The organism is Pseudomonas sp. AC172 (assembly GCF_979258595.1).
On record NZ_OZ409868.1, the window covers coordinates 305,323 to 329,974 of the forward strand.

Annotated in this window: 24 protein-coding genes; 16 read left to right on the top strand and 8 right to left on the bottom strand. The window is 60.4% G+C overall.

Features of this window, described 5'->3' with window-relative positions:
- Positions 1-40 precede the first annotated feature (40 nt).
- On the bottom strand, positions 41-409 hold the full coding sequence (locus ACZ0A4_RS01500) for a YkgJ family cysteine cluster protein (RefSeq protein WP_007918504.1): 369 nt from the start codon (positions 407-409) through the stop codon (positions 41-43).
- A 301-nt stretch (positions 410-710) separates the two neighbouring features.
- On the opposite strand from ACZ0A4_RS01500, the gene ACZ0A4_RS01505 reads away from it, so the two are divergent.
- Complete coding sequence (locus ACZ0A4_RS01505; protein ID WP_463572779.1) at positions 711-2,060, top strand: spinster family MFS transporter; 1,350 nt, start codon at positions 711-713, stop codon at positions 2,058-2,060.
- A gap of 163 nt (positions 2,061-2,223) precedes the next feature.
- On the opposite strand, the gene rapA is transcribed toward ACZ0A4_RS01505, so the two are convergent.
- Positions 2,224-5,070 carry an RNA polymerase-associated protein RapA gene (gene rapA, locus ACZ0A4_RS01510; protein ID WP_463572780.1) on the bottom strand — a complete coding sequence of 949 codons (2,847 nt, stop codon included), beginning with the start codon at positions 5,068-5,070 and terminating at the stop codon, positions 2,224-2,226.
- 241 nt (positions 5,071-5,311) lie between these two features.
- Here rapA and ACZ0A4_RS01515 point away from each other — a divergent pair, with 241 nt between their 5' ends.
- Positions 5,312-5,653, top strand: a complete 342-nt coding sequence (locus ACZ0A4_RS01515) for a hypothetical protein (protein WP_025110749.1) — start codon at positions 5,312-5,314, stop codon at positions 5,651-5,653.
- Here ACZ0A4_RS01515 and ACZ0A4_RS01520 read toward each other — a convergent pair.
- From ACZ0A4_RS01520 to ACZ0A4_RS01530, 3 genes are all read right to left on the bottom strand, one after another.
- Positions 5,623-6,834 (bottom strand): aminotransferase class V-fold PLP-dependent enzyme, encoded by a 1,212-nt coding sequence (locus ACZ0A4_RS01520; protein WP_463572781.1) that lies wholly within the window; start codon positions 6,832-6,834, stop codon positions 5,623-5,625. The genes ACZ0A4_RS01515 and ACZ0A4_RS01520 overlap by 31 nt on opposite strands.
- Positions 6,831-7,301, bottom strand: a complete 471-nt coding sequence (locus ACZ0A4_RS01525; protein ID WP_463572782.1) for a RidA family protein — start codon at positions 7,299-7,301, stop codon at positions 6,831-6,833. The genes ACZ0A4_RS01520 and ACZ0A4_RS01525 overlap by 4 nt, the downstream gene beginning before the upstream one ends.
- 89 nt (positions 7,302-7,390) lie before the next feature.
- Positions 7,391-8,257, bottom strand: a complete 867-nt coding sequence (locus ACZ0A4_RS01530; RefSeq protein WP_463572783.1) for a LysR substrate-binding domain-containing protein — start codon at positions 8,255-8,257, stop codon at positions 7,391-7,393.
- 182 nt (positions 8,258-8,439) lie between these two features.
- On the opposite strand from ACZ0A4_RS01530, the gene ACZ0A4_RS01535 reads away from it, so the two are divergent.
- Both ACZ0A4_RS01535 and ccoM read left to right on the top strand, forming a co-directional pair.
- Entirely contained in the window at positions 8,440-8,601 is a 162-nt protein-coding gene (locus ACZ0A4_RS01535) for a hypothetical protein (protein ID WP_273914343.1), read from the top strand.
- A gap of 145 nt (positions 8,602-8,746) precedes the next feature.
- Complete coding sequence (gene ccoM / locus ACZ0A4_RS01540; protein WP_003222396.1) at positions 8,747-8,860, top strand: cytochrome c oxidase subunit CcoM; 114 nt, start codon at positions 8,747-8,749, stop codon at positions 8,858-8,860.
- A gap of 1,005 nt (positions 8,861-9,865) precedes the next feature.
- Here the strand turns inward: ccoM and ACZ0A4_RS01545 are convergent.
- Positions 9,866-11,341, bottom strand: coding sequence for an inorganic phosphate transporter (locus tag ACZ0A4_RS01545; protein WP_064119763.1), 1,476 nt, complete (start codon positions 11,339-11,341; stop codon positions 9,866-9,868).
- A gap of 374 nt (positions 11,342-11,715) precedes the next feature.
- Positions 11,716-11,916, bottom strand: coding sequence for a hypothetical protein (locus ACZ0A4_RS01550; protein WP_008080067.1), 201 nt, complete (start codon positions 11,914-11,916; stop codon positions 11,716-11,718).
- A gap of 204 nt (positions 11,917-12,120) precedes the next feature.
- Here ACZ0A4_RS01550 and ACZ0A4_RS01555 point away from each other — a divergent pair, with 204 nt between their 5' ends.
- From ACZ0A4_RS01555 to pcaC, 12 genes are all read left to right on the top strand, one after another.
- Entirely contained in the window at positions 12,121-12,294 is a 174-nt protein-coding gene (locus tag ACZ0A4_RS01555) for a hypothetical protein (protein WP_463572784.1), read from the top strand.
- 274 nt (positions 12,295-12,568) lie between these two features.
- Entirely contained in the window at positions 12,569-13,411 is an 843-nt protein-coding gene (pcaR, locus tag ACZ0A4_RS01560) for a pca regulon transcriptional regulator PcaR (protein ID WP_007917109.1), read from the top strand.
- Between the two features lie 294 nt (positions 13,412-13,705).
- The gene (gene pcaK, locus ACZ0A4_RS01565) at positions 13,706-15,052 is read left to right on the top strand and encodes a 4-hydroxybenzoate transporter PcaK (RefSeq protein WP_463572785.1); all 1,347 of its coding nucleotides are present in this window, start codon (positions 13,706-13,708) and stop codon (positions 15,050-15,052) included.
- A gap of 197 nt (positions 15,053-15,249) precedes the next feature.
- Positions 15,250-16,107, top strand: a complete 858-nt coding sequence (locus ACZ0A4_RS01570) for a CoA transferase subunit A (RefSeq protein ID WP_160056420.1) — start codon at positions 15,250-15,252, stop codon at positions 16,105-16,107.
- The gene (locus ACZ0A4_RS01575; protein WP_463572786.1) at positions 16,107-16,886 is read left to right on the top strand and encodes a CoA-transferase subunit beta; all 780 of its coding nucleotides are present in this window, start codon (positions 16,107-16,109) and stop codon (positions 16,884-16,886) included. The genes ACZ0A4_RS01570 and ACZ0A4_RS01575 overlap by 1 nt, the downstream gene beginning before the upstream one ends.
- The gene (pcaF, locus tag ACZ0A4_RS01580) at positions 16,883-18,088 is read left to right on the top strand and encodes a 3-oxoadipyl-CoA thiolase (RefSeq protein ID WP_463572787.1); all 1,206 of its coding nucleotides are present in this window, start codon (positions 16,883-16,885) and stop codon (positions 18,086-18,088) included. Before ACZ0A4_RS01575 ends, pcaF begins: the two co-directional genes overlap by 4 nt.
- 36 nt (positions 18,089-18,124) lie before the next feature.
- On the top strand, positions 18,125-18,829 hold the full coding sequence (pcaH, locus tag ACZ0A4_RS01585) for a protocatechuate 3,4-dioxygenase subunit beta (protein WP_008080089.1): 705 nt from the start codon (positions 18,125-18,127) through the stop codon (positions 18,827-18,829).
- A 1-nt stretch (position 18,830) separates the two neighbouring features.
- The gene (gene pcaG, locus ACZ0A4_RS01590; protein ID WP_463572788.1) at positions 18,831-19,397 is read left to right on the top strand and encodes a protocatechuate 3,4-dioxygenase subunit alpha; all 567 of its coding nucleotides are present in this window, start codon (positions 18,831-18,833) and stop codon (positions 19,395-19,397) included.
- A 194-nt stretch (positions 19,398-19,591) separates the two neighbouring features.
- Positions 19,592-20,887 carry an MFS family transporter gene (locus tag ACZ0A4_RS01595; protein ID WP_095049154.1) on the top strand — a complete coding sequence of 432 codons (1,296 nt, stop codon included), beginning with the start codon at positions 19,592-19,594 and terminating at the stop codon, positions 20,885-20,887.
- 46 nt (positions 20,888-20,933) lie between these two features.
- Entirely contained in the window at positions 20,934-22,298 is a 1,365-nt protein-coding gene (locus tag ACZ0A4_RS01600) for a 3-carboxy-cis,cis-muconate cycloisomerase (protein ID WP_463572789.1), read from the top strand.
- A 12-nt stretch (positions 22,299-22,310) separates the two neighbouring features.
- A complete protein-coding gene (pcaD, locus tag ACZ0A4_RS01605) occupies positions 22,311-23,102 on the top strand; it encodes a 3-oxoadipate enol-lactonase (protein WP_463572790.1) in 792 nt (263 codons plus the stop codon).
- Positions 23,103-23,112: 10 nt separating this feature from the next.
- Complete coding sequence (gene pcaC / locus ACZ0A4_RS01610) at positions 23,113-23,505, top strand: 4-carboxymuconolactone decarboxylase (protein ID WP_025110738.1); 393 nt, start codon at positions 23,113-23,115, stop codon at positions 23,503-23,505.
- 133 nt (positions 23,506-23,638) lie between these two features.
- On the opposite strand, the gene ACZ0A4_RS01615 is transcribed toward pcaC, so the two are convergent.
- Positions 23,639-24,445, bottom strand: coding sequence for a methyltransferase domain-containing protein (locus ACZ0A4_RS01615; RefSeq protein ID WP_463572791.1), 807 nt, complete (start codon positions 24,443-24,445; stop codon positions 23,639-23,641).
- Between the last annotated feature and the right edge of the window lie 207 nt (positions 24,446-24,652).

Sequence of the window (24,652 nt, forward strand, 5' to 3'; positions counted from 1 at the left end):
TGATTTCGGCATTAGCGTCATAGCGATTGGCGCTAAAGGCTTACGCGATCTGTTCGAAAGGGATTTGCGCCCAGTCCGGTTGCAGGGGCGGCAAGCCGAAACGCGCACGGGCCTTGTCGCAATCGACATTTTGTTCGCCGTTTTCCCATGACGACTCGAACTCGCGGCAGGGGCTGGAGCGCAATTCATAAATCGAACACTTCACCTCGCTGCCGACTTCGCCGACCAACGCCGTGCAACGCGGCGATTTGCAGTCGGTGCCGTTCATCGCCACCCGGCTGGGACTGATCTGTGTGACCAGCTCATCAGGCACCGTGCCGCCGGAAGATGAGCACTCCCCCCAAAAGAAAGACACGCGAAAATGGGAACAGCAGGCACCGCAATTCAGACACGGACTGACTTCAGACATGGGCGAGGGTATCAAAGGGATTGATCGGGAGATCCGGACGGATCCGGCCGCCATTCTAGGCTTCGCCACAGACTTGGGAAGGGGGGCGCGAAACTATTTTTTTGTGGCAAGGTTTTGCCGCAAAAGCCCCGGTTTTCGGGGGATTGCAGACTTATCAAGGGCTTACGTTTCGTTACAGTGGCATGAGCCGATATCAGGCAGACGAATGATCACAGACAGCTTCCGACGGGCTCACTAGATTGCAGGTTCCGGGCTCGGATGCGTTGGCAGTGAAGCCCTATAACAATAAAGAGACGGACCCATGCAGAACTCGACCCAAGCGGCGAATGCCTGGCGCATTCTGTTCCTGCTGTTCCTCGCCAACCTGTTCAACTTCTTCGACCGCACCATTCCGGCGATCATCATCGAGCCGATCCGCATGGAATGGCATCTCAGCGACTTTCAACTGGGGATCGTCGGCACCGCCTTCACCATTGTTTACGCCATCGCCGGCCTGCCTTTGGGGCGGATGGCCGACACCGGCTCGCGCAGTAAATTGATGGGCTGGGGTCTGGCGACGTGGAGTGCGCTGACGGCGGTCAATGGTCTGGTCGGCAGTTTCTGGAGTTTCCTGATCGTGCGCATGGGCATCGGCATCGGCGAGGCCAGTTATGCGCCCGCGGCCAATTCGCTGATTGGCGACCTGTTTCCGGCGCATCGGCGGGCGCGGGCGATGGGCATTTTCATGCTCGGGTTACCGCTGGGATTGTTGCTGGCGTTCTTCACCATCGGTGCGATGGTCAAGGCGTTCGATAGCTGGCGTGCGCCGTTCTTCATTGCAGCGGTGCCGGGGTTGATCCTGGCAATCTTCATGTTCTTCATCAAGGAGCCGAAGCGCGGCGCGGCGGAAACCGTGCAAGTGTCTCAAGAGAAAGTCGACAGGCCGATCCGCCGGATTCTGGCGGTGCCGACCTTTCTCTGGCTGGTGATGGCCGGGTTGTGCTTCAACTTCGCGACGTATGCCTGTAATTCGTTTCTGGTGCCGATGCTGCAGCGTTATTTCCTGATGCCGTTGCAGGAAGCGGCGGTGGCCACCGGCATGATCGTCGGGGTGACCGGGCTGGTGGGTTTGACGTTAGGCGGCTGGATTGCTGACAAGATTCACCAGCGCGTGGCCAATGGGCGGCTGTTGTTTGCGGCGTTCAGTCTGATTATTTCGACGCTGTGCACGGCGTGGGCGCTGCATGCCGGGCGTATCGAGATCGGTGTGTTTGTCGCGGTGTTCAGCGTTGGCTGGCTGTTTGCCTACAACTTCTACACCTGTGTTTACACGGCGATTCAGGACGTGGTCGAACCGCGTCTGCGGGCCACGGCGATGGCGTTGTTCTTTGCCGGGTTGTATTTGCTCGGTGGCGGTTTGGGGCCGGTGGTGGTCGGTGGCTTGTCGGATCACTTTGCGCACACGGCGATGCTGGCGGCGGGGGCGGAGCAGATGACCGAGGCGTTCAAGGCTGTGGGGCTGCATGACGCGATGTATTTGATTCCGGTGGCGCTGTTCTTGACCATGGTGTTTCTGTTTCTGGCTGCGCGGTGTTTTGTGCGGGATGCGCAGCGGATGAAGGAAGGTTTGGTTGCTGTCGTTGAGCCAGAAGTGGCTGCGGCGACTGCATAGCCGCCTTCGCGAACAAGCTCGCTCCCACATGGGAACGCATTCCAGACTGTGGGAGCGAGCTTGCTCGCGAAGGGGCCATCAGCATCAACTAACAAATAACAGGCAAACAAAAAGGCCCGCATCGCTGCGGGCCTTTCTGTTTTCAGCGCTGGAGCAGGGCGGTTTAGCCCGCCACCAACACCCGAATCGCTTCCAGTCGCAACGCCGCTTTATCCAGCATCGCCAGACCCTGCTCACGCTGTTCACGCAGCGCCACCAGTTCGCTGTCACGCACGGTCGGGTTGACCGCTTGCAACGCGGTCAGGCGCGCCAGTTCTTCGTCGGTGTCGGCCGCCAGACGGCGACGGGCCTCGGCCACGCGCTCGGCGTGACGCGGGGCGATCTTGTCTTCACCGGCGTTGATCCGTGGCGTCAGCTGATCGCGCTGGGCCTGGATGAACTTGTTGGCGCTGGCACGTGGCACGCTTTCCAGCTGATCGTTCAGCGTTTCGAACGAGACGCGAGCCGACAGATCGTTGCCATTGGCATCGAGCAGGCAGCGCAGGGCGGCCGGCGGCAGGTAACGGCCCAGTTGCAGCGAACGCGGGGCAACCACTTCGCTGACATACAGCAATTCCAGCAGTACGGTGCCCGGCTTCAGTGCCTTGTTCTTGATCAGCGCGACGGCGGTGTTGCCCATCGAACCGGACAACACCAGGTCCATGCCGCCCTGCACCATCGGGTGTTCCCAGGTGATGAACTGCATGTCTTCGCGCGACAGCGCCTGGTTGCGGTCGTAGGTGATGGTCACGCCTTCGTCGTCGCCCAGCGGGAAGCTGGCGTCGAGCATCTTCTCGCTCGGCTTGAGGATCAGGGCGTTTTCCGAATGGTCTTCGCTGTCGATGCCGAACGCGTCGAACAGGGTTTCCATGTAGATCGGCAGAGCGAACTGATCGTCTTGCTCAAGGATGTCCTCGACCAGCGCTTCACCTTCGCCAGCGCCGCCGGAATTGAGTTCCAGCAGACGGTCGCGGCCGGTGTGCAGCTCGGCTTCCAGACGTTCGCGCTCGGTGCGTGCTTCGTCGATCAGCGCTTGCCACTCGCTGTCGTCAGCTTCTTCGAGCAGCGGCAGCAGGCGCGGGCCGAACTGGTGCTGCAAGGCGTTGCCGGTCGGGCAGGTGTTGAGGAACGCGTTCAGCGCTTCGTGGTACCACTGGAACAGGCGCTCTTGGGGGCTGGTTTCCAGGTACGGCACGTGCAGTTCGATGATGTGCTTCTGGCCGATCCGGTCGAGACGACCGATACGCTGCTCGAGCAGGTCCGGGTGCGAGGGCAGATCGAACAGCACAAGGTGGTGAGCGAACTGGAAGTTGCGACCTTCACTGCCGATTTCCGAGCAGATCAGCACTTGCGCACCAAACTCTTCATCGGCGAAATAAGCGGCAGCGCGATCACGCTCAAGGATGTTCATGCCTTCGTGGAACACCGTGGCCGGGATGCCGGAACGCACGCGCAGGGCGTCTTCCAGATCCATCGCGGTTTCGGCGTGGGCGCAGATCACCAGCACTTTGGTGCGCTTGAGCATTTTCAGCTGATCGATCAGCCATTCGACGCGCGGGTCGAATTTCCACCAGCGCTCTTCTTCGCTGGCGTCCGGCTGCGACTGGAAGCTGACTTCCGGGTACAGCTCGGCGTGATCGCCCAGCGGCAATTCGAGGTATTCGTCCGGGCACGGCAGCGGGTACGGGTGCAGTTTGCGCTCGGGGAAACCCTGTACGGCGGCGCGAGTGTTACGGAACAGCACGCGGCCGGTGCCGTGGCGATCGAGCAGTTCGCGCACGAGGCGGGCGCTGGCTTCGGTGTCGCCATCGTTGACCGCGGTCAGCAAGGCTTCGCCTTCGTTGCCGAGGAAACCCTGAATGGTTTTGTGCGCTTTGGCCGAGAGACGGCCTTTGTCGAGCAGTTCCTGAACGGCTTCGGCCACCGGGCGATAGTTGTCGCTCTCGGCGCGGAAGGCGGCCAGGTCATGGAAACGGTTTGGGTCGAGCAGACGCAGACGGGCGAAGTGGCTGTCCTGGCCGAGTTGTTCCGGAGTGGCGGTGAGCAGCAGCACGCCCGGGATGACTTCGGCGAGTTGTTCGACCAGCGAGTATTCCGGGCTGGCTTTCTCTTCGTGCCAGACCAGGTGGTGCGCCTCGTCGACGACCAACAGGTCCCAGCCGGCGGCAAACAGTGCGTCTTGCGCCTTCTCGTCGTCGACCAGCCACTCCAGCGCGACCAGCGCCAGTTGGGTGTCTTCGAACGGGTTGGCGGCATCGCTTTCGATGAAGCGTTCTTCGTCGAACAGCGCGACCTGCAGGTTGAAGCGGCGGCGCATCTCCACCAGCCACTGGTGCTGGAGGTTTTCCGGAACGAGGATCAGCACGCGGTTGGCGCGGCCCGAGAGCAATTGGCGATGGATCACCAGACCGGCTTCGATGGTTTTACCCAGACCTACTTCGTCCGCCAGCAGAACGCGCGGAGCGATGCGGTCGGCGACTTCACGGGCAATGTGCAATTGGTGCGCGATCGGTTGCGCACGCACGCCGCCCAGGCCCCAGAGCGAAGATTGCAGCTGGCGGCTGGTGTGTTCGAGGGTGTTGTAGCGCAGCGAGAACCACGCCAGCGGGTCGATCTGGCCGGCGAACAGACGGTCGCTGGCCAGACGGAACTGAATGAAGTTCGACAGCTGGGTTTCCGGCAGGGTGACGGCTTCGTTCTGCCCATTGAGACCGTGATAAACCATCAGCCCGTCGACATCGTCGACTTGCTGCACGGTCATCTTCCAGCCTTCGAAGTGGGTGATGCTGTCACCCGGCGAGAACCGCACGCGGGTCAGGGGCGCATTCCGTAGCGCGTACTGGCGGGTTTCGCCAGTGGCCGGGTAAAGCACGGTCAACAAGCGGCCGTCCTGTGCCAGAACGGTGCCTAAACCAAGCTCTGCTTCGCTGTCACTGATCCAGCGTTGCCCCGGTTGATACTGCTGCGCCATGCTGCCTGACTCCCACCTTGAAAAAGCGGGCTATCTTAACGGAATGAGGGCTCGAGGCCAAAGGATTAGCAGCAGTTGCGAGCTTTTAGCTGCAAGCTGCAAGTCGAAGCAGGCGGCGGTCATGCGTCGGTTTTACGAGATAACAGGGCACCGGTGAGTGTTAACCCGGTCACAAGTTTGCGACCGACGGCTCAAGCCATCATTGCCCAAGCCGATAGCCTGCTGACAGGAGACCCTTTATATGTTGCCACCGATGCTCCCCCTGAGCGCTGTGCCGATCACTTCCCAGCAGGATCCGATCCGCCAGCGGCCGGACATTCCTCCGGTGGTGCCGGTGCAGGAAAGCTCCAACGAAAGCACGATCGATCTGCAAAAGCGCGATCCGGAAGAGGATCGCCTGATGGCGCGCGAAGAACAGCGCCGCCAGCAGGAGCGTGATCGCCGCCGCCGCGAGGCCGACGAAGACCCGGAAGAACATCTGGCCGTGCCCGGCACCGAGCTGAACGCCGACAACACCGTGCCGGTGGTGCCGCTGATGGAAGATCAACCGCGTCAGGGTTTGTGGGTCGATATCGAGATCTGACGCTGGGCGGCCAGTTCGCTCAGCGCTGTCAGTAATACGTCGATTTCTGCCTCGCTGTTCAGGTAGCTCAGAGAGATCCGCGCAATGTTCTCAAGCCCTCGCGCCTGCATGTCCAGCGGGGTGTAGGCGACACCATTGGCGCCAATGTTGATCCCTCGCATGGCCAGCGCCTGTTTCAAGGCCAGACAATCCCAGCCCTCCAGCGTAAAGGCGATCAGCCCTGATTGCTGATGCTCGCGGCCGAGATCCTGCAATGACAATCCGCGAATGTCCTGCAAGCGTTGGCGCAGCGGGCGGCTCATCTGCTCGATTCGCCGGCGTATGGCCTGCGCACCGATGCGGTTGTGTTCTTCCAGCGCATTGGCCAGTCCGGCCAGTAGCGCCAAGGACACTTCACTGGTTTCGAAACGCCGGGCATCCTCGCGCAAGGCAAACCGCTGGCCGTCCCAGGGCGCCGAAAGCACGTCGCGCTGCACCGGCAGCAAACGCTGCATGAAGCCCGGCCGCACATAGAGCACAGCGGTGCCGCGCGGGCCTCGAAGGTATTTGCGTCCCGCGCCTTTGAGCACATCGCAATGCAAGGCCTGAACATCGCAAGGTAACTGCCCCAAGGCCTGGCCGGCATCGACGAAGTAGGGGATGCCGTGTCGTTGCGCGACCTGACCAATCTGCGCGGCGGAATTGATCAGGCCCCCGTTGGCGGGCAACCAGGTCAGTGCGATCAGCCGCACGTTGTGGTCAATCATCTGCGCCAGTGCCTGCGGATCGACTGCACCGTGGGCGTCACAGGGAATGACGTCCAGACGTGCCCCGGCCTTCACCGCTTCAGCGATGCACGCCAGATTGCCGGCCCACTCATGGCGCCCGACCAGAATCCGCTCACCCGCTTGCCAGGGCCCCAGTGCATTGAATGCCTGACTCCATGCTGCCGAGCCGCTGCTGGCGAAGGCGATGCTCTCGGGTTCGGCATTCAGCATTTGCGCGGCTGCGGTGCGCGCCCGTTGCTGAATCTGCAGATCGGCGGCCTCCATCGGCCCGCCCAGTGCTTCGCGTTGCAACTGGTCGATTATCGCATCGAGGGTGGCCTGACTTGGCAGTGAAGAGCCGGCATGGTTGAAGTGAATGATCCGCGCGCAGCCGGGTGTGGCTGCCCGCTGGTGTTCGACGTCCTCGCTGTTCACGGCTTGAGCTCGAAAATCGCGTCGAGCTCTACCGCGACTCCGCTGGGCAGGCTGGCGACGCCGACGGCGGTGCGGACATGCCGGCCCTTGTCGCCCAGCGCGTTGACCAGCAGGTTGGAAGCGCCATTGGCGACCGCGCCCTGACGCTGGAATTGGGGCGTGGCGGCGATAAAAACACCGAGGCGGATAATTCTCACCAGTTTCGACAGGTCATCGCCCAGGGCATCGCTCAGTTGGGCAAGCAAACCCAGTGCGGCGAGTTCGGCAGCGTTGATCCCCTCTGCTTCGCTCATGGCTTCACCGAGCCGCCCGATGAATGCAGGTTTGCCATCCAGCAACGGAATCTGTCCTGAGATGAACAACTGGTTCTGACTGACAACGTGGTTGATATAGTTGGCGATGGGCTGGCTCGGTGTTGGCAGGTGCAGGCCGAGTTGTTCGATACGCTCGCGCAGAGATTCGCTCATGTTGAGACCTCCTGAATGAAAGGCCTCAGCATGTTGAAACGAGGGGAGGGCGACAAACGGATAGATTTAATCCGATGAATCGAAATGGCTCATGCGTCGACGGCTTCATCCAGCCATTGGCTGAAACAAGCGGCCGGCACGGACAAGGGCCGCTCCGGCGTCACCAGCCAATAGCCGATGTCACCCCGTAGAGGCGCGGTATCAAAGGCCGGCACCAAGGAGCCTTCCTTGAGGCGGCGAGCGATCAGGCATTGCCGTCCCATGGCGATGCCCTGACCGGCGACGGCTGATTCGACCACGATGTTGTAGTCATGCAGCATGACGCTCGGCACCTGAGCCAGATCGATGCCGCTGTGCTGGCTCCAGTCAGTCCATTCGAACGGTTGCAGCGATTTGGCCATCAACAGGGGACCGTTTTGCACACCCGTTCGCTTGAAGGCCGGGCTGCACACCGGTGTCAGTGTTTCGGTCATGAAGCGTCGGGCCTGTACGTCCGGCCAATGGCCCTTGCCGTAACGAATGGCCAGATCGACTTCGCCACCCTTGACGTCGGCCAACTGCACGGCGGGGATCAGTTCGATATGGATGTCGGGGTGTCTGGCCCGGAAGTCGCTGAGTCGCGAGGCCAGCCACAAGGTGGCAAACGACGCCAGCAGGCCAATTCGCAAGGTCGTGCGTTGATTGCCGCGTAATTCGCGGCTGGCGGCGGCGATGGCGGCGAGTGCCGGTTCGATCTGGCGATAGTAGGCTGCACCGGCGGGTGTCAGATCGATTGCGCGGGTACGCCGGACAAACAGTCGCTGATCCAGAAATGTTTCGAGTTTGTGTACCTGATGGCTGATCGCACTTTGCGTCACCGACAACTCGTCGGCGGCCTTGATGAAGCTCAAGTGGCGGGCCACGGCTTCAAAGACGCGCAAGGCCATCAGCGGTGGCAGATCCTGGTGCAAAGGCACGGCAAACATCCTCGGGTTTGGCGCAAAGCGCAGATTCTGCGGGCAAAACTGTTGTTCGGTACATCAATTGTTGCCTGTCGTCGCTGGCAATGGCTGGTCAGTGCCAGCGTCAGGCGGCATTATTGGCGCAGTCCTGCCGGTGATGTGGCAGTTGTGATTCTTTCAAGCGATGTAATGACGCCATGAGCCAAGACGACAAACTGATCGACCTCAGCACTGAGCGCGCCAAGCGCGTGCATGACCTTAACGAGAAGCGTCTGAACGAAGTGCGCCAGGCGTTCGAACAGGCGATGCCGTTGGGAAAAGCCAGGAAAAAGTCGAAAAACAAGCCGAAAAAGCGTTGATCTGCCCCTGCATCCTTTGATGCAGGTCATTTAATTCCCCTCCTTTATCTCCCTTCCTTGCTGGTATTGATCCCGGTCAATTTGTGCGCCTGTGTGTTTGGTAACTTAGTTCCATCGCAGCAGAGCAGGGGCCAGGAGGCCAGTCATGTTTTTCGATAACGTGGTGTTTGCCGGGGTCCTGACTGTAGGGCTGATGGTTCTGTTTTTTGCAGGGTTTGGATTTTTTATCTGGAAGGACGCGAATAAGCGCAAGAAGTGATTCTTCTGGATTGATGGGCACGCAAGGCATTTTGGGGCGACTTCGGTTGCCCCTTTTTTTTTGTGTCTTGGCGGCCTTTGGGCCGACCAGGCTTTGGGTGGTTTGTGTGTATATCCGTTTTTTCGGAGGTTGCCACTGGCGGTTTCGCCCTTACGGCGACTCACTTTTTTTCAAACGCCAAAAAAAGTAAGCAAAAAACGCTTGCTCCTACGTGCGGCCCGCTCGCTGGGGCTCCGGGTTCCTTCGCTGCGGGATCGATCCGGGCGCAGCGCCTACGGTTTGCTTCGCTGCACCTCCTCTCGCTGTGTTTGGCTGCGCCAAACGGTCGCTGCGCTCCCACCCCCGGATCAATCCCTCCGCTCAGCCTTCCGACGTCGCCCGTGGATCAAGATCAAGATCAAGAGCAGGCGAGCTGACACTCGGCCTATTGAGTGGTGAAGAGCGGGTGGTCGGCTTTGGTTTTTTGGTGGATTCGCCCCTCACCCCAGCCCTCTCCCGAGGGAGAGGGGGCCGATTTGTGTGTTTTTCAAAGTCTAAGTTCAACGCGGTAGCGCGCGTTGGCGTATCTCTCCCAAACACCTCAATCAATCCCCTCTCCCTCCGGGAGAGGGCTAGGGTGAGGGGCTCTTGATCTGGCTTTGGCTTTTGATGTGGCTTTTGATTTTTTGCCCCATCGGCAGGCCGAGCGTAGGTGTCCATCCGGGGTAGGCGCGTAGCGCCGTGCGGCGTAGCCGCATACATCGAGAGGAGGTGCAGCGAAGCAAACCGTAGGCGATGCCCCCGGATGGACACCGTAGCGAGGGAACACTGAGCCTCAGCGAAGTGCCGTACGCCAGGGGCAAAGCCTTTTGGTTCCTTTTTGGCGTTTGAAAAAGGGACTCGCTGTAAGAGCGAAACCGCCAGCGGCAACACCCGAAGCAACGGATATGCCCCCAATCCCCAATCCCCAAACACAAAAAAGGCGCGATCCTCTCGAATCGCGCCTTTCACACGTACCGCTATCTATCAACTACCCAAAGCCTTCGACGCCAGCCAGAACAACCCGGCCGACAGCGCAACCGTCGCCGGCAAGGTCAACACCCACGCCAACAGAATGGTGCGAACCGTGCCACCCTGCAGGCCGCTCTTGTTGGCGACCATGGTGCCCGCCACGCCCGAAGACAGAACGTGAGTGGTCGACACTGGCAGGCTGAAGATGTTGGCCATACCGATCAGACTGGCGGTGGTGATCTGCGCCGACATGCCCTGTGAATAGGTCATGCCTTGCTTGCCGATCTTCTCGCCGATGGTCAGTACCACACGTTTCCAACCGACCATGGTGCCCAGGCCCAGAGCCAGTGCAACCGCCAGAATCACCCAGAACGGCGCGTATTCGGTGGTGGTGGTCAGGTCTTTACGCAGCTTGTCGAGGTCAGCCTTTTCACGGGCTTCCAGGCCAGGCAGCTTGCCAACCTTCTTTGCGGTGTCGTCCAGGCAGAGCAGGTAACGACGCACTTCGATGCGGCTATCAGACGACAGCGAATGGTAGTCCGCCACGCCTTTAAGAGTGTGCAGCAGGGCGCTGATGGTCGGTTCGGTCTGCTGCGGGTTGCAACGGAATTTCTCCGGCAGGTCGCCTTCCACGCTTTTGCCCAGGGCCAGGAATTCACCCAGCGAATCGGCGTTGCGCTGGTAGAACTGGCTCAGGTGCAGAGTCGCATCGCGAGTACGTTCGATCTGATAGGTGGTGCTGTTCAGGTCGAGAACGAACTGCGCCGGGACGATACCGATCAGCACCAGCATGATCAGGCCAATGCCTTTCTGGCCATCGTTGGAACCGTGCACGAAGCTCACGGCCATAGCCGAGATCACCAGGACCAGACGGTTCCAGAACGGTGGATGCTTCTTGTCGTCGATCTTGCGGCGCTGTTCCGGTGTCTTGTGCATCTTCGACAGCGGACGCCACCACTTCAGGCCGATCAGGATCAACGCGGCGATCAGGAAGCCGGCCATTGGCGAGAACACCAGCGAGGCGCCGATGTCGATCGCTTTCTGCCAGTTCACGCCGTCAGCCAACGGAATGTCGTTGATCAGGGCGTTGGCCAGGCCGACACCGAGGATCGAGCCGATCAGGGTGTGCGAGCTGGATGCCGGGATACCGAAGTACCAGGTGCCCAAATTCCAGGCGATTGCCGCGGCGAGCAACGAGAACACCATCGCCAGACCATGGCCGGTGTTTACATTGATCAGCAGCTCAACCGGCAGCAAATGGACAATGGCATACGCCACGCCAACGCCGCCCAGTAGCACGCCGAGGAAATTGAACACACCGGAAAAGAACACCGCCAGGTGGGGCGGCATGGCTTTGGTGTAGATAACAGTGGCTACCGCGTTAGCGGTGTCATGAAATCCATTGATGAACTCGAAGGCGAGGACAAACGTCAGGGCGAGCAAGAGGCTCACAAGCACCCAAGCATCCAGTCCGCTGAATAAATCGATCATGAAGGTTTTCTGACCCGGTCGTAAGGGGGCGCGATTATGCCAGAAAAGACTGGAAATCGATCCCCTACCTGCTCATCGGTTACACACTTCTTCGATTTAATTTGTTGCAGCGCATGAAAACCTAGCGTTGCGTAGGGTTTTTCAAGTCATTGATTTAGTTAATAAAAGCTTTATTTTTCAGGTGTTTTGACCGGCGTGGAGAGGTCTCAAACGCTTGTCTGAAATATCTGTGAAACCTGTAGGACGCCCGTCCTCAGTCTGCCTGGCCGGGTGATGGCCGCTGCCCGCGGGTAGCGGGCGCGCAAGGCATCGTCGTTTCACCGCGCTTGTAACCGGTGCGGACGCAAACCTTCAATAGATGCAAAAAACGTCGCTCAAGGCTCTTCGGCTTTGAGTTCCTTTTCGATCTTTTCGATTTCTTGCTTGAAGACCTGATCCTGAACGGTAGGGCGTTTACGCCACGCTTTGCGTTCCGGTTCTGGCTGAGCGGCGTAGGTGGTGACTTCCCCGCCGTAAACTTCCTTGTAACGTTGTTCCTGGCGCTCAAGTTCCGCGCGCAGTTCGTCTTTCGTCACAGTGCTACCTGTATGAGTTGAGTGAAGTGTCTGGTGAAACGCACTGCAACGAATCGATTGAACGAAGCCACCGAGAGTTCAACGCCCAGACAGGCACTGGTTTTATCGGTGGGGCGATCAAGACTTCCGTGTTACAGGCGGCTACGGCACCAGATAAAAACCGACGCAGCATCAGTTTCCTGTTTCAGCGAGCGCAGGCGTTGCATGAGTGATGCGCGTCGGGCGCTGGCCGGGCTGTTGGCGATGGACATCGCCTCAGCGGGTGACGACCTCGGCGTTTACAAACGAGGTGCCACTGAGGTGCATTATAGCGGTCGATTCGGGAATGACTATCTTTGCCAAGTTAAAAACGGTTCCGGATGTGTGATTGTTTTGTGACTCGCAACTTTTGTCGCTAGTTGAAGTGCGCGTTGGCCCTTATTTGCCGCGCGATCAGTTTTTGGCGTCATTTAGTCGAACAACTTAGGCTCTGATTCAAATAACGGCCAAAGTTGCGCGGACCCCGGAAAGGGTTTGAGGCGACCTGCACAGCTGATTGCGATTATCGGTCGACGGTTCGATAATCGCCCAATCTTGCAAGCCCGACGCTTGTGCATTGGTCGGCAAGCCGCTTGTATAGCCCATTGATCCGTGCCGTATAGAAGGACAAGAAATGAACGATCAAATGCGCAACTCTTTCACCTCCGTGGCGCCGCCGATCGTCGCCTCACCGGCCAAACGCATCCAGGCGCTGACCGGTGATCCGGACTTCATGACCTCGCTGGCTCGAGGCTTGGCGGTGGTGCAAGCGTTTCAGGAGCGCAAGCGCCATTTGACCATCGCCCAAATCAGTCACCGCACGGAAATTCCCCGCGCCGCCGTGCGCCGTTGCCTGCATACCTTGATCAAACTCGGCTACGCCACCACGGATGGTCGCACCTACTCATTGCTGCCCAAAGTGCTGACCCTTGGCCACGCCTATCTGTCGTCGACGCCGTTGGCAGTGTCCGCTCAGCCGTACCTCGACCGCATGAGTGAGCAACTGCACGAAGCCTGCAACATGGCCACACTGGAGGGTGATGACATCCTCTATATCGCGCGTTCGGCGACGACTCAGCGGTTGATTTCGGTGGACCTGTCAGTGGGTGGGCGCTTGCCGGCGTATTGCACATCGATGGGGCGGATTCTGCTGGCGGCACTTGATGACACTTCGCTGCGCGAATACCTCGATCACGCCGAACTGGTGGCCAAGACCAGTCGCACGATCCATACGCCAGACGCTTTGCTCGAATGCCTGCAAGAAGTGCGGCAGCAGGGCTGGTGCATCGTCGATCAGGAACTGGAACAGGGGCTGCGCTCGATTGCCGTGCCTGTCTACGACGCTTCCGGCCAAGTGGTCGCAGCGCTCAACGTCAGCACCCACGCCGGTCGCGTCAGCCGTACCGAGTTGGAGCAGCGCTTCCTGCCGGGCCTGCTCAGTGCCAGTCGCGACCTCAGCGCGCAGTTATTCGCCTGATGAAGCTGTTCGATAAACGCACAGTGTTGCGTTTATCGAATTGACGCTAAAACCCTCGGATCATTAATGTCGCGGCAGCGTCATCCGGCGCTGATGTGAATGAGCCCGCCGGACTGTCGACTCCCATAATAATGACAAGAGGCAACTCACCATGCGCACGCTCCCCGACTGTCTCCGCTCCATCCGCTGTTGCCGGGTTTCCCGCAACGCCTGATCCAGACCTTCTATTCTTGTGACCGTGCCGCGTTTTGGCCGGCCGCCGTTCGACTGCGTTTTTTGCGTGGAATAAAAATAATGAACCAGCCTCAGTCCGCTGTAGGTCAATGCCTCGACGTGCAGACCTTCATCAATGCCCAACCGATCTCGCGCTATCAATGGCGGGTGGTGATTCTGTGTTTCCTGATTGTCTTCCTCGATGGCCTCGACACCGCCGCGATGGGCTTCATTGCCCCGGCGCTGTCGCAGGACTGGGGCATCGACCGCGCCAGCCTTGGCCCGGTGATGAGTGCGGCGCTGATCGGTATGGTTTTCGGCGCACTGGGTTCTGGCCCGTTGGCTGACCGCTTCGGGCGAAAAGTCGTACTGGTGGGCGCCGTGGTTCTGTTCGGTGCCTTCAGTCTGGCGTCGGCGTACAGCACTAATGTTGAACAACTTCTGGTGCTGCGCTTCCTGACCGGCCTGGGCCTGGGCGCCGGCATGCCCAACGCCACCACGCTGCTTTCCGAATACACCCCGGAGCGCAAGAAATCACTGTTAGTGACTAGCATGTTCTGCGGCTTCAACCTCGGCATGGCGGGCGGCGGGTTTATTTCCGCCAAGCTGATTCCGGCGTTCGGCTGGCACAGCCTGCTGCTGATCGGCGGGATTCTGCCGTTGATTCTCGCCGTGGTGCTGCTGTTCTGGTTGCCGGAATCGGCGCGTTATCTGGTCGTGCGTAACCGTGGCACCGACAAAGTCCGCAAGACCCTGGCGCCGATCGATCCGGCCACTGTGGCTCAGGCCTCGAGCTTCAGCGTGCCGGAACAGAAGACCGTCAAGGCACGCAATGTGTTTGCGGTGATCTTCTCCGGCACTTACAGCACCGGCACCTTGCTGCTGTGGCTGACCTATTTCATGGGCCTGGTGATCGTTTACCTGCTGACCAGTTGGCTGCCGACGCTGATGCGTGACAGCGGCGCGAGCATGGAGCAAGCCGCGTTCATCGGTGCGTTGTTCCAGTTTGGCGGGGTATTGAGCGCGGTGGCTGTGGGATGGGCGATGGATCGCTTTAATCCGCACAAGGTCATCGGCGTTTTCTACCTGCTGGCCGGGGTGTTTGCCTACGCGGTGGGGCAGAGCCTGGGGAATATCACGTTGCTGGCGACCTTGGTGCTGGTGGCCGGGATGTGCGTGAACGGCGCGCAATCGGCGATGCCATCGCTGGCGGCGCGGTTTTATCCGACCCAGGGGCGGGCGACCGGGGTGTCGTGGATGTTGGGGATTGGCCGGTTCGGCGCGATTCTCGGGGCGTGGATGGGCGCGACGTTGTTGGGCCTGGGCTGGAATTTCGAACAGGTGTTGACGGCGTTGGTGATTCCGGCGGCATTGGCGACTACTGCGGTGGTGATCAAAGGCATGGTCAGTCATGCGGATGCCACCTGATATCGCGGTGTGAAGCGAAAAGATCGCAGCCGGCGCCACGAAACGATAGGCAAACAACAATCTGTTCGATAAACGAACACTCAGTCGATTATCGGATTGTTTGGTGATTTTCCGAGGCTTAATCTTCAGTGACTCCGGCGCTGAACCTCGCGCCTTTTTATCACTGGCGATTCATTACAAAAACAGGAGCCCGCTCCATGGCTGAGATTCTTTCGCTGCACGACGCGGTGAAGCAATTCGTCAACGACGGTGACACCGTCGCGCTCGAAGGCTTCACTCACCTGATCCCTACGGCCGCAGGTCATGAAATCATTCGTCAGGGCAAGAAAGATCTGACGCTGGTGCGGATGACACCTGACCTGATCTACGACCAACTGATCGGCGCCGGTTGCGCACGCAAACTGATTTTCTCCTGGGGCGGCAACCCTGGCGTGGGTTCGCTGCACCGTCTGCGCGATGCGGTCGAGAAACAATGGCCGCAGCCGCTGGAGATCGAAGAACACAGCCACGCCGACCTGGCCAATGCCTACGTCGCCGGCGCTTCCGGCCTGCCGTTCGCGGTGCTGCGCGCCTACGCCGGTTCTGACCTGCCAAAGGTCAATCCGCTGATCAAGACAGTGACTTGCCCGTTCACTGGTGAAGTGTTGGCGGCAGTACCGTCGGTGCGTCCGGACGTGACCGTGATCCACGCACAGAAAGCCGACCGCCAGGGCAACGTGCTGCTGTGGGGCATTCTCGGCGTACAGAAAGAAGCCGCACTGGCCGCCAAGCGCTGCATCGTTACCGTCGAAGAAATCGTCGACAACCTCAACGCACCGATGAACTCCTGCGTATTGCCGACGTGGGCCTTGAGCGCGGTCTGCCATGTGCCCGGCGGCGCACATCCGTCCTACGCCCACGGTTACAACGAGCGTGACAATCGTTTCTATCAGGCGTGGGATCCGATCGCCCGCGACCGTGAGACGTTTACCGCGTGGATCAACGAATACATCCATGGCTGCGCTGACTTCAGTGCGTTCCAGGCCAAGTTGGCCGCTGCTTCGGAGGCCAAGTAATGACTTACACCACCAATGAAATGATGACCGTCGCGGCGGCCCGTCGCCTGAAGAACGGCTCGGTGTGCTTTGTCGGCATCGGCCTGCCGTCGAAAGCCGCCAACCTCGCGCGACTGACTTCTTCGCCGGACGTGGTGCTGATCTACGAATCGGGCCCGATTGGCGCCAAGCCAAGTGTGCTGCCGCTGTCCATCGGTGACGGCGAACTGGCGGAAACCGCCGATACCGTCGTCCCGACCGGTGAGATTTTTCGCTATTGGTTGCAGGGCGGGCGCATCGATGTCGGTTTTCTCGGCGCCGCGCAGGTCGACCGTTTCGGCAACATCAACACCACCGTGGTTGGCGATTACTTCTCGCCGAAAGTGCGTCTGCCGGGTGCCGGTGGCGCGCCGGAAATTGCCGGTTCGGCGAAAAGCGTGTTGATCATCCTTAAACAGTCGTCGCGTTCGTTTGTCGACAAGCTCGATTTCATTACCTCGGTCGGCCACGGCGAGGGCGGCGATTCACGCAAACGTCTGGGCCTGCCGGGCGCCGGGCCGGTCGGGATCATCACCGACCTGTGCATCATGGAGCCGGAAGAGGGCACCCACGAATTCGTGGTCACCGCACTGCACCCGGGCGTGACCCGCGAGCAAGTGGTCGCGGCCACCGGTTGGGCGATTCGTTTTGCTGACAGCGTCGAAACCACCGCTGAACCGACCGATGTCGAACTGACCGCGCTGCGCGATCTCGAAGCGCGCACGGCCGCCGCCCACGGCCAGGCACCGGGAGAAGCATGATGCGTGAGGTTTATATCTGCGATGCGATTCGCACCCCGATCGGCCGGTTCGGCGGCGGTTTGTCCGCTGTGCGTGCCGATGACCTGGCCGCTGTGCCGATCAAGGCCCTGATGGAACGCAATCCCTCGGTGAACTGGAACGCCATCGACGAAGTCTTCCTCGGCTGCGCCAACCAGGCCGGCGAAGACAACCGCAACGTTGCGCGCATGGCGCTGCTGCTGGCGGGCCTGCCGGAAAGCGTACCGGGCGTGACCCTTAATCGTCTCTGCGCTTCGGGCATGGACGCGATCGGCACCGCATTTCGCGCCATCGCCAGCGGCGAGATGGAGCTGGCGATTGCCGGCGGCGTCGAGTCGATGTCCCGTGCACCGTTCGTGATGGGCAAGGCTGACGCAGCGTTCTCGCGCAACATGAAACTGGAAGACACCACCATCGGCTGGCGTTTCATCAACCCGCTGATGAAGGCGCAATACGGCGTCGACGCAATGCCGCAGACCGCCGACAACGTCGCCGACGACTATAAAGTGTCGCGCGCCGATCAGGATGCGTTTGCCCTGCGCAGTCAGCAACGCACCGCCGCCGCACAGGCTGCCGGCTACTTCGCTGAAGAAATCGTCGAAGTACGGATCACGCACAAGAAGGGCGAAACCGTGGTCAGCCAGGATGAACATCCGCGCGCCGACACCACGATTGAAGCGCTGACCAAGCTGAAACCGGTCAACGGCCCGGACAAAACCGTCACCGCCGGCAATGCCTCCGGCGTCAATGACGGTGCCGCCGCGCTGATTCTGGCTTCCGCCGAAGCCGTGAAAAAACACGGCCTGACCGCCCGCGCCAAAGTGCTCGGCATGGCCAGCGCCGGTGTCGCGCCTCGGGTAATGGGCATCGGCCCGGTACCGGCGGTACGCAAACTGATCGAGCGCCTGGGCGTCGCGGTCAGCGATTTTGACGTGATCGAACTCAACGAAGCGTTTGCCAGCCAAGGCTTGGCGGTGCTGCGTGAACTGGGTCTGGCGGATGACGCTGCGCAGGTCAACCCGAACGGTGGCGCCATTGCCTTGGGTCACCCGCTGGGCATGAGCGGTGCGCGTCTGGTGCTGACCGCGCTGCATCAGTTGGAAAAGACCGGTGGCAAGAAAGGTCTGGCGACCATGTGCGTCGGTGTCGGCCAAGGTCTGGCCCTGGCCATCGAACGCGTCTGACGCAAGCCGTGAAGAAAAAGAACAGAGGAAAGCGACATGTCTGACAAGCCTGGTTACCGTCGTCCGCAGGAAGGCACTCAGCCTGAGTACCTGCACCCGACGTATCAATCCACCAACCTGCGCTCGCCGTCGAAGCCGTTGGTGTTTCTGCCGCATTCGCTGTCGGAAATCACCGGCCCGACCATCGGCGCCGAACGTGTAGGCGATACCGACAACGATCTGACTGCACAGCATGAAGGCGAGCCACAGGGCGAACGCATCATCATTCACGGTCGTGTACTGGACGAAAACGGTCTGCCGGTGCCGGGGATTCTCGTCGAGATCTGGCAGGCCAACGCCGCCGGCCGCTACAACCACAAGCGCGACCTGCATGACGCGCCGCTGGACCCGAACTTTACCGGCACCGGCCGTACCGTCACCGACGCCGATGGCTGGTATCAGTTCCAGACCATCAAGCCCGGCGCTTATCCGTGGGGTAACCACCACAATGCCTGGCGCCCGGCGCATATCCACTTTTCGCTGTTCGGGCCGAGCATCCTCACCCGTCTGGTTACGCAAATGTATTTCCCGGGCGATCCGCTACTGGCGTACGACCCGATCTACAACTGCGTGCCGGACACTTCGGCCAAGGAACGTCTGATCGCCAGTTTCGATCTGGAAAAAACCATTCCGTCCTACGCCCTCGGTTATCGCTGGGACATCGTGCTGCGCGGGCGTGAAGCCACGCCGATGGAGAAATAAGATGACGCTGACTGCGACCACGTCCCACACCGTCGGGCCGTATTACCACATCGGCCTGACCTGGCTGAACCGTGAAGACCTCGCCAATGAGCAGACCCTCGGCGAGCGCGTGGCGATCACCGGGCAAGTGGTGGATGGCAATGGCGATGTCGTCAACGACGCGATGCTCGAAGTCTGGCAGGCCAACGCCGCCGGCAAATACGATCACCCGGAAGACGAGCAGGACAAACCGCTCGATCCGCACTTTGAAGGTTTCGGCCGGGTGCCGGTGGATGCTGAAGGGCGGTTTCGTTTCACCACGATCAAACCGGGTGCAGTTGAGGGCCTGAAAGGTTCGACCCAAGCGCCGCACTTGGTGGTACTGGTGTTTGCGCGCGGGTTGGTGAAGCACTTGCTGACGCGGATTTACTTTGAGGGCGAGCCGGCCAACGTTGATGATCCGTTGCTCGAATGCGTCCCGGCTGAGCGTCGCAGTACCTTGCTGGCCAAGCAGGATGCGTCGGGTGTTTACCAGTGGAACGTGATTTTGCAGGGCACTGATGCCGAAACCGTGTTCTTCGATTACTGAAGAACACCCAATCCCCTGTGGGAGCGAGCCTGCTCGCGAAAGCGGTGGGTCAGCCAACATAAATGTCGTCTGACACTCCCTCTTCGCGAGCAGGCTCGCTCCCACAGGGGAGAACTGTGTTGCAGATGGAACTGTGGAACGGGACTGTTGCAAAGTATGTCTAGACTCTCACTGTCCCTATCGAGTGAAAAACAATGACAACCACCACCTCCCATTACACCGGTGAAGAGCGCAGCAAGCGCATCTTTGCCATTGTCGGCGCCTCGTCCGGCAACCTCGTCGAATGGTTCGACTTCTACGTCTATGCCTTTTGCGCGATCTATTTCGCCCCGGCGTTTTTCCCCTCCGACAACCCGACGGTGCAGTTGGTCAACACCGCTGGCGTGTTCGCTGCCGGCTTCCTGATGCGCCCGATTGGTGGCTGGATTTTCGGCCGTGTTGCCGACAAGCACGGCCGCAAGAACTCGATGCTCATCTCGATTCTGATGATGTGCTTCGGCTCGTTGCTGATCGCCTGTCTGCCGACTTACAAGGATATCGGCGTCTGGGCACCAGTCCTGCTGTTGTTCGCACGCTTGCTGCAAGGCCTGTCGGTCGGTGGCGAGTACGGCACCACTGCGACTTACATGAGCGAAGTCGCCCTCAAGGGCCAGCGCGGATTCTTCGCCTCGTTCCAGTACGTGACGCTGATCGGCGGGCAACTGCTGGCCGTGTCGCTGGTGGTAGTGCTGCAGCAATTCCTCACCGAAGAAGACCTGCGTGCCTACGGCTGGCGGATTCCGTTTGTGGTCGGTGCGGTGGCGGCGCTGATTTCATTGTTCCTGCGTCGTTCGCTGAAAGAGACCACCAACAAGGAAACCCGTGCACACAAGGACGCCGGTAGCATCAGCGCACTGTTCCGCGATCACAAAGCCGCGTTCATCACCGTGCTGGGTTATACCGCCGGTGGCTCGCTGATTTTCTACACCTTCACCACGTACATGCAGAAGTATCTGGTGAACACCGCCGGCATGCACGCCAAGACCGCCAGCTACATCATGACCGGCGCGCTGTTCCTGTATATGTGCATGCAGCCGCTGTTCGGCATGCTCGCTGACAAGATCGGTCGACGTAATTCGATGCTTTGGTTCGGCGCACTCGGTACGCTGTTTACCGTGCCGATTCTGTTGAGCCTGAAAAGCGTCAGCAGCCCGTTCCTGGCGTTTGTGCTGATCACCGTGGCGCTGGCAATTGTCAGTTTCTATACCTCGATCAGTGGCTTGGTGAAAGCCGAAATGTTCCCGCCGGAAGTCCGTGCACTAGGCGTTGGTCTGGCCTATGCGGTGGCGAATGCGATCTTCGGCGGGTCAGCGGAATTCGTCGCTCTGAGCCTGAAGAACATCGGCATGGAAAACTCCTTCTACTGGTACGTGACGGCGATGATGGCGATCGCGTTCCTGTTCAGCCTGCGCCTGCCGAAACAGGCGGCGTACTTGCACCACGATCTCTAACCCGAAGCGCGCGGGCCGCCTCGGCCCGCGCCGGCAAGGACTGTTTATGACTCAGCGACCGGGCAATCAATTGTTCGATGCCTATTTCACTGCCCGCGATATGCGTGAAGTGTTCTGCGATCAGGGCCGCGTGCAGGCCATGCTCGACTTCGAAGCGGCGCTGGCCCGGGCCGAGGCGCGGGTTGGTTTGATTCCGGCGTCTGCCGTGGCACCGATTGCGGCGGCGTGCAGCGCCGGTTTGTATGACTTCGCGGCGTTGGGCGAGGCGATTGCCACGGCTGGCAATTCGGCGATTCCGGTGGTCAAGGCGTTGGGTAAACAGATTGCCGCGACCGATGCCGAGGCTGAGCGCTATGTGCATTTGGGCGCGACCAGTCAGGACGTGATGGATTCCGGGCTGGTGCTGCAATTGCGTCAGGCGCTGGAACTGATTGAAAGCGATCTGGCGCAACTGGCCGATTCACTTGCCGCTCAAGCACAACGCCATGCGGCGACGCCGTTGGCTGGACGCACCTGGCTGCAGCACGCGACGCCGGTCACCCTCGGCATGAAAATCGCGGGATGGTTGGGCGCCGTGACTCGCAGCCGTCAGCGTCTACGCGAACTCAAGCCGCGTCTGCTGGTGCTGCAATTTGGCGGCGCGTCCGGCACGCTCGCGGCACTTGGCGCGCAGGCCTTGCCAATCGCTGAAGCCCTGGCCGAAGAACTGCAACTGAGCTTGCCCGAACAGCCGTGGCACACCCAGCGTGATCGCGTGGTGGAGTTCGGCGCGGTGCTCGGTTTGATCGCCGGCAGCCTCGGCAAATTCGGCCGCGACATCAGCCTGTTGATGCAGACCGAAACCGCCGAGGTTTTCGAGCCATCGGCGCCGGGCAAGGGCGGTTCGTCGACCATGCCGCACAAACGCAATCCGGTCGGTGCTGCGGTGTTGATCGGCGCGGCGACGCGGGTGCCGGGGCTGGTCTCGACGCTGTTCAGCGCGATGCCACAGGAGCACGAACGCAGCCTCGGTCTGTGGCATGCCGAATGGGAAACCTTGCCGGAGATTTGCTGCCTGGTGTCGGGTTCGTTGCAACAGGCTCGGTTGTTAGCGCAAGGGCTGGAAGTCGACGCCGAACGCATGGCGCGCAACCTCAAGTTGACCCAAGGGCTGGTGCTGGCCGAAGCGGTGAGCATCGTGCTTGCGCAACGGGTCGGCCGCGACACCGCGCATCATCTGCTTGAGCAATGCTGCAAACGCGCGGTGGCCGAGCAGCGCCATTTGCGCGCCGTACTCGGTGACGAACCCAAGGTTACCGCCGAGTTGAGCAGCGCTGAACTCGATCACCTTTTGAACCCCGCTCATTACCTCGGTCAGGCGACAACCTGGGTCGAGCGCGCGGTGGCCGAACACAACGCATTGTCTGACTGAAAGGAGAGGGCTGTGGCTTTCGTTCAACTCGCCGATGGCGAACTGCACTATGAAATAGAGGGCCCGGTCGATGTACCGGTGCTGGTGCTGTCCAATTCGTTGGGCACTGATCTGCACATGTGGGACGCGCAGATGCCGGCGTTTACCGAGCATTTCCGCGTGCTGCGCTTCGACACCCGTGGCCATGGCCAATCGCTGGTGACGCCGGGGCCGTACAGCATCAAGCAACTCGGTCACGATGTGCTCGGCCTGCTGGATGCACTGAACATTGAGCGTGCGTATTTCTGCGGATTATCGATGGGTGGCCTGATCGGCCAGTGGCTGGGGATCAATGCTGGTCATCGTCTGCACAAGCTGATCGTCTGCAACACAGCGGCTAAAATCGGCGATCCGTCGGTGTGGAATCCACGCATCGAAACCGTGCTGCGCGATGGCGCGGCGGCGATGGTTGCCCTGCGTGATGCGTCGATTGCCCGTTGGTTTACTCCGGATTTTTCCGCTGCACATCCGGCGGCAGCCAAGCAGATTACCGACATGCTCGCGGCCACTTCGCCAGAGGGTTATGCGGCCAACTGCGCAGCGGTGCGTGATGCCGATTTTCGCGAGCAACTGGCGTCGATCAACGTGCCGTTGCTGGTGATTGCCGGCACCGAAGATGCGGTGACGCCGCCGTCCGGTGGGCACTTTATTCAGGAACATGTACGCGGTGCCGAATACGCCGAGTTCTATGCCGCGCACCTGTCCAACGTGCAGGCTGGTGCGGATTTCAGTGATCGCGTGTTGGCGTTTTTGCAGGCCAAGTGAGGAAGTTTTTGTGGACGAGAAACAACGTTACGACGACGGCATGCAAGTGCGCCGCGCGGTGCTGGGCGATGCGCATGTTGATCGCAGCCTGACCACGCTGACCGAGTTCAACTCGGAGTTTCAGGAAATGATCACCCGGCATGCCTGGGGCGATATCTGGACGCGTCCGGGGCTGCCTCGGCACACGCGCAGTTTGATCACCATCGCGATGTTGATCGGCATGAACCGCGAAGGCGAGCTGAAACTGCATCTGCGCGCAGCAGCCAATAACGGCGTTAGCCGGGGCGAGATCAAGGAAGTGATCATGCAGAGTGCGATTTATTGCGGGATCCCGGCGGCGAATGCGACGTTTCATTTGGCCGAGTCGGTGTGGGATGAGCTAGGAGTCGAATCCCGGGAGTGACGGCGCCTGAAATTACGCCTTCGCGAGCAAGCTCGCTCCCACATTTGTTTTGTGATCGACACAAGTCCAATGTGGGAGCGAGCTTGCTCGCGAAGGGGGCAGACGCCGTTGCGCATCAACCAGCCCAACTCATTCAAACCCTGGCCACAATGAATATCCGCTTGAACGCAAACAACGTATGTCCATCCCCCTCCTGTGGATAATGCTTATGCACCCGCATCAGATAGTGATAGATAAACCGCGCCTGTTCCGCTGAATCCAGCGCCTGCATCACCGGTCGCAGCGCCGAGACCTTCACCCAGTCGTACACCGGCGACTTGCCGTCGACCACCTGCAACTGCTCGGTCTCCCAGATATCCAGCGACGTGGTCATGGGCGCGAGCAAACGGTAGTAATCCTCCAGCGCCAACAACGGCCGCGACGCCATGCGCTGACGCAGTTCAGGTGTGCCCAATGGCGTGCCGCCCGGGCCGGCGTCTTCGAGGGTGTCGAGCATCAGTCGATACCACGGGGCATCGCGCCAGTCGGGCATGTGCGCCGCCAGACAGCCGCCGGGGTTGAGGTGGCCAAGCAGGCGTGGGAGCAACGTTTCATGGCCATCGATAAAGTGCAGCACGGCGGCAGCGAGCAGCAGATCCGCCGGCTGCTCGGGTTGCCAATCGAGCAAGTCGCAGTGTCGCCACAACGCCTTGATTGGCAGGCACCGTGCCTGGTCCAGCATCTGCGCGGAACTGTCGATGCCCTGCAGCTGCGCGCGTGGCCAGCGCTCGGCCAACAATTGCGTGGCGATGCCTGTGCCGCAGCCGAGGTCGATGATGCTTTGGGGATTTTGCAGGTCGATGCGGTCGAGCAATTCGTTGACCGGGCGTTGCCTGAGACGAGAGAACTGCTGGTACGCCTTGGCGTCCCAGTCGGGTGTTGCTTTGACGCGAGAGATCATGAGGTAGTCCTCCGGTGATCGGCGGTGTCTTCCGATGACAACCTGGCGCACAACTTGAGGACCGACTACGACGACGGAAGCGGAAAGGGTGAAGCACCTGAGTCCTTCAGGTTTTGTCACTTTACCCGCCGCCCCGCGAAGTGCCACTTCTCCTGACCAGTGGCGCAGATTCAATGTGGGAGCGAGCTTGCTCGCGAAGGCGTTGTG

Bases quoted from the DNA above. Each gene is read 5' to 3' on its own strand.
- ACZ0A4_RS01595 (WP_095049154.1), top strand. From the start codon at position 19,592: ATGACAACCACCACCTCCCATTACACCGGTGAAGAGCGCAGCAAGCGC.
- pcaF (WP_463572787.1), top strand. From the start codon at position 16,883: ATGATGCGTGAGGTTTATATCTGCGATGCGATTCGCACCCCGATCGGC.
- ACZ0A4_RS01555 (WP_463572784.1), top strand. From the start codon at position 12,121: ATGAGTGATGCGCGTCGGGCGCTGGCCGGGCTGTTGGCGATGGACATC.
- ACZ0A4_RS01600 (WP_463572789.1), top strand. From the start codon at position 20,934: ATGACTCAGCGACCGGGCAATCAATTGTTCGATGCCTATTTCACTGCC.
- ACZ0A4_RS01500 (WP_007918504.1), bottom strand. From the start codon at position 409: ATGTCTGAAGTCAGTCCGTGTCTGAATTGCGGTGCCTGCTGTTCCCAT.
- ccoM (WP_003222396.1), top strand. From the start codon at position 8,747: ATGTTTTTCGATAACGTGGTGTTTGCCGGGGTCCTGACTGTAGGGCTG.
- ACZ0A4_RS01570 (WP_160056420.1), top strand. From the start codon at position 15,250: ATGGCTGAGATTCTTTCGCTGCACGACGCGGTGAAGCAATTCGTCAAC.
- pcaK (WP_463572785.1), top strand. From the start codon at position 13,706: ATGAACCAGCCTCAGTCCGCTGTAGGTCAATGCCTCGACGTGCAGACC.
- ACZ0A4_RS01525 (WP_463572782.1), bottom strand. From the start codon at position 7,301: ATGAGCGAATCTCTGCGCGAGCGTATCGAACAACTCGGCCTGCACCTG.
- ACZ0A4_RS01535 (WP_273914343.1), top strand. From the start codon at position 8,440: ATGAGCCAAGACGACAAACTGATCGACCTCAGCACTGAGCGCGCCAAG.
- ACZ0A4_RS01545 (WP_064119763.1), bottom strand. From the start codon at position 11,341: ATGATCGATTTATTCAGCGGACTGGATGCTTGGGTGCTTGTGAGCCTC.
- ACZ0A4_RS01615 (WP_463572791.1), bottom strand. From the start codon at position 24,445: ATGATCTCTCGCGTCAAAGCAACACCCGACTGGGACGCCAAGGCGTAC.
- pcaH (WP_008080089.1), top strand. From the start codon at position 18,125: ATGTCTGACAAGCCTGGTTACCGTCGTCCGCAGGAAGGCACTCAGCCT.
- pcaG (WP_463572788.1), top strand. From the start codon at position 18,831: ATGACGCTGACTGCGACCACGTCCCACACCGTCGGGCCGTATTACCAC.
- rapA (WP_463572780.1), bottom strand. From the start codon at position 5,070: ATGGCGCAGCAGTATCAACCGGGGCAACGCTGGATCAGTGACAGCGAA.
- pcaR (WP_007917109.1), top strand. From the start codon at position 12,569: ATGAACGATCAAATGCGCAACTCTTTCACCTCCGTGGCGCCGCCGATC.
- ACZ0A4_RS01505 (WP_463572779.1), top strand. From the start codon at position 711: ATGCAGAACTCGACCCAAGCGGCGAATGCCTGGCGCATTCTGTTCCTG.
- ACZ0A4_RS01575 (WP_463572786.1), top strand. From the start codon at position 16,107: ATGACTTACACCACCAATGAAATGATGACCGTCGCGGCGGCCCGTCGC.
- ACZ0A4_RS01515 (WP_025110749.1), top strand. From the start codon at position 5,312: ATGTTGCCACCGATGCTCCCCCTGAGCGCTGTGCCGATCACTTCCCAG.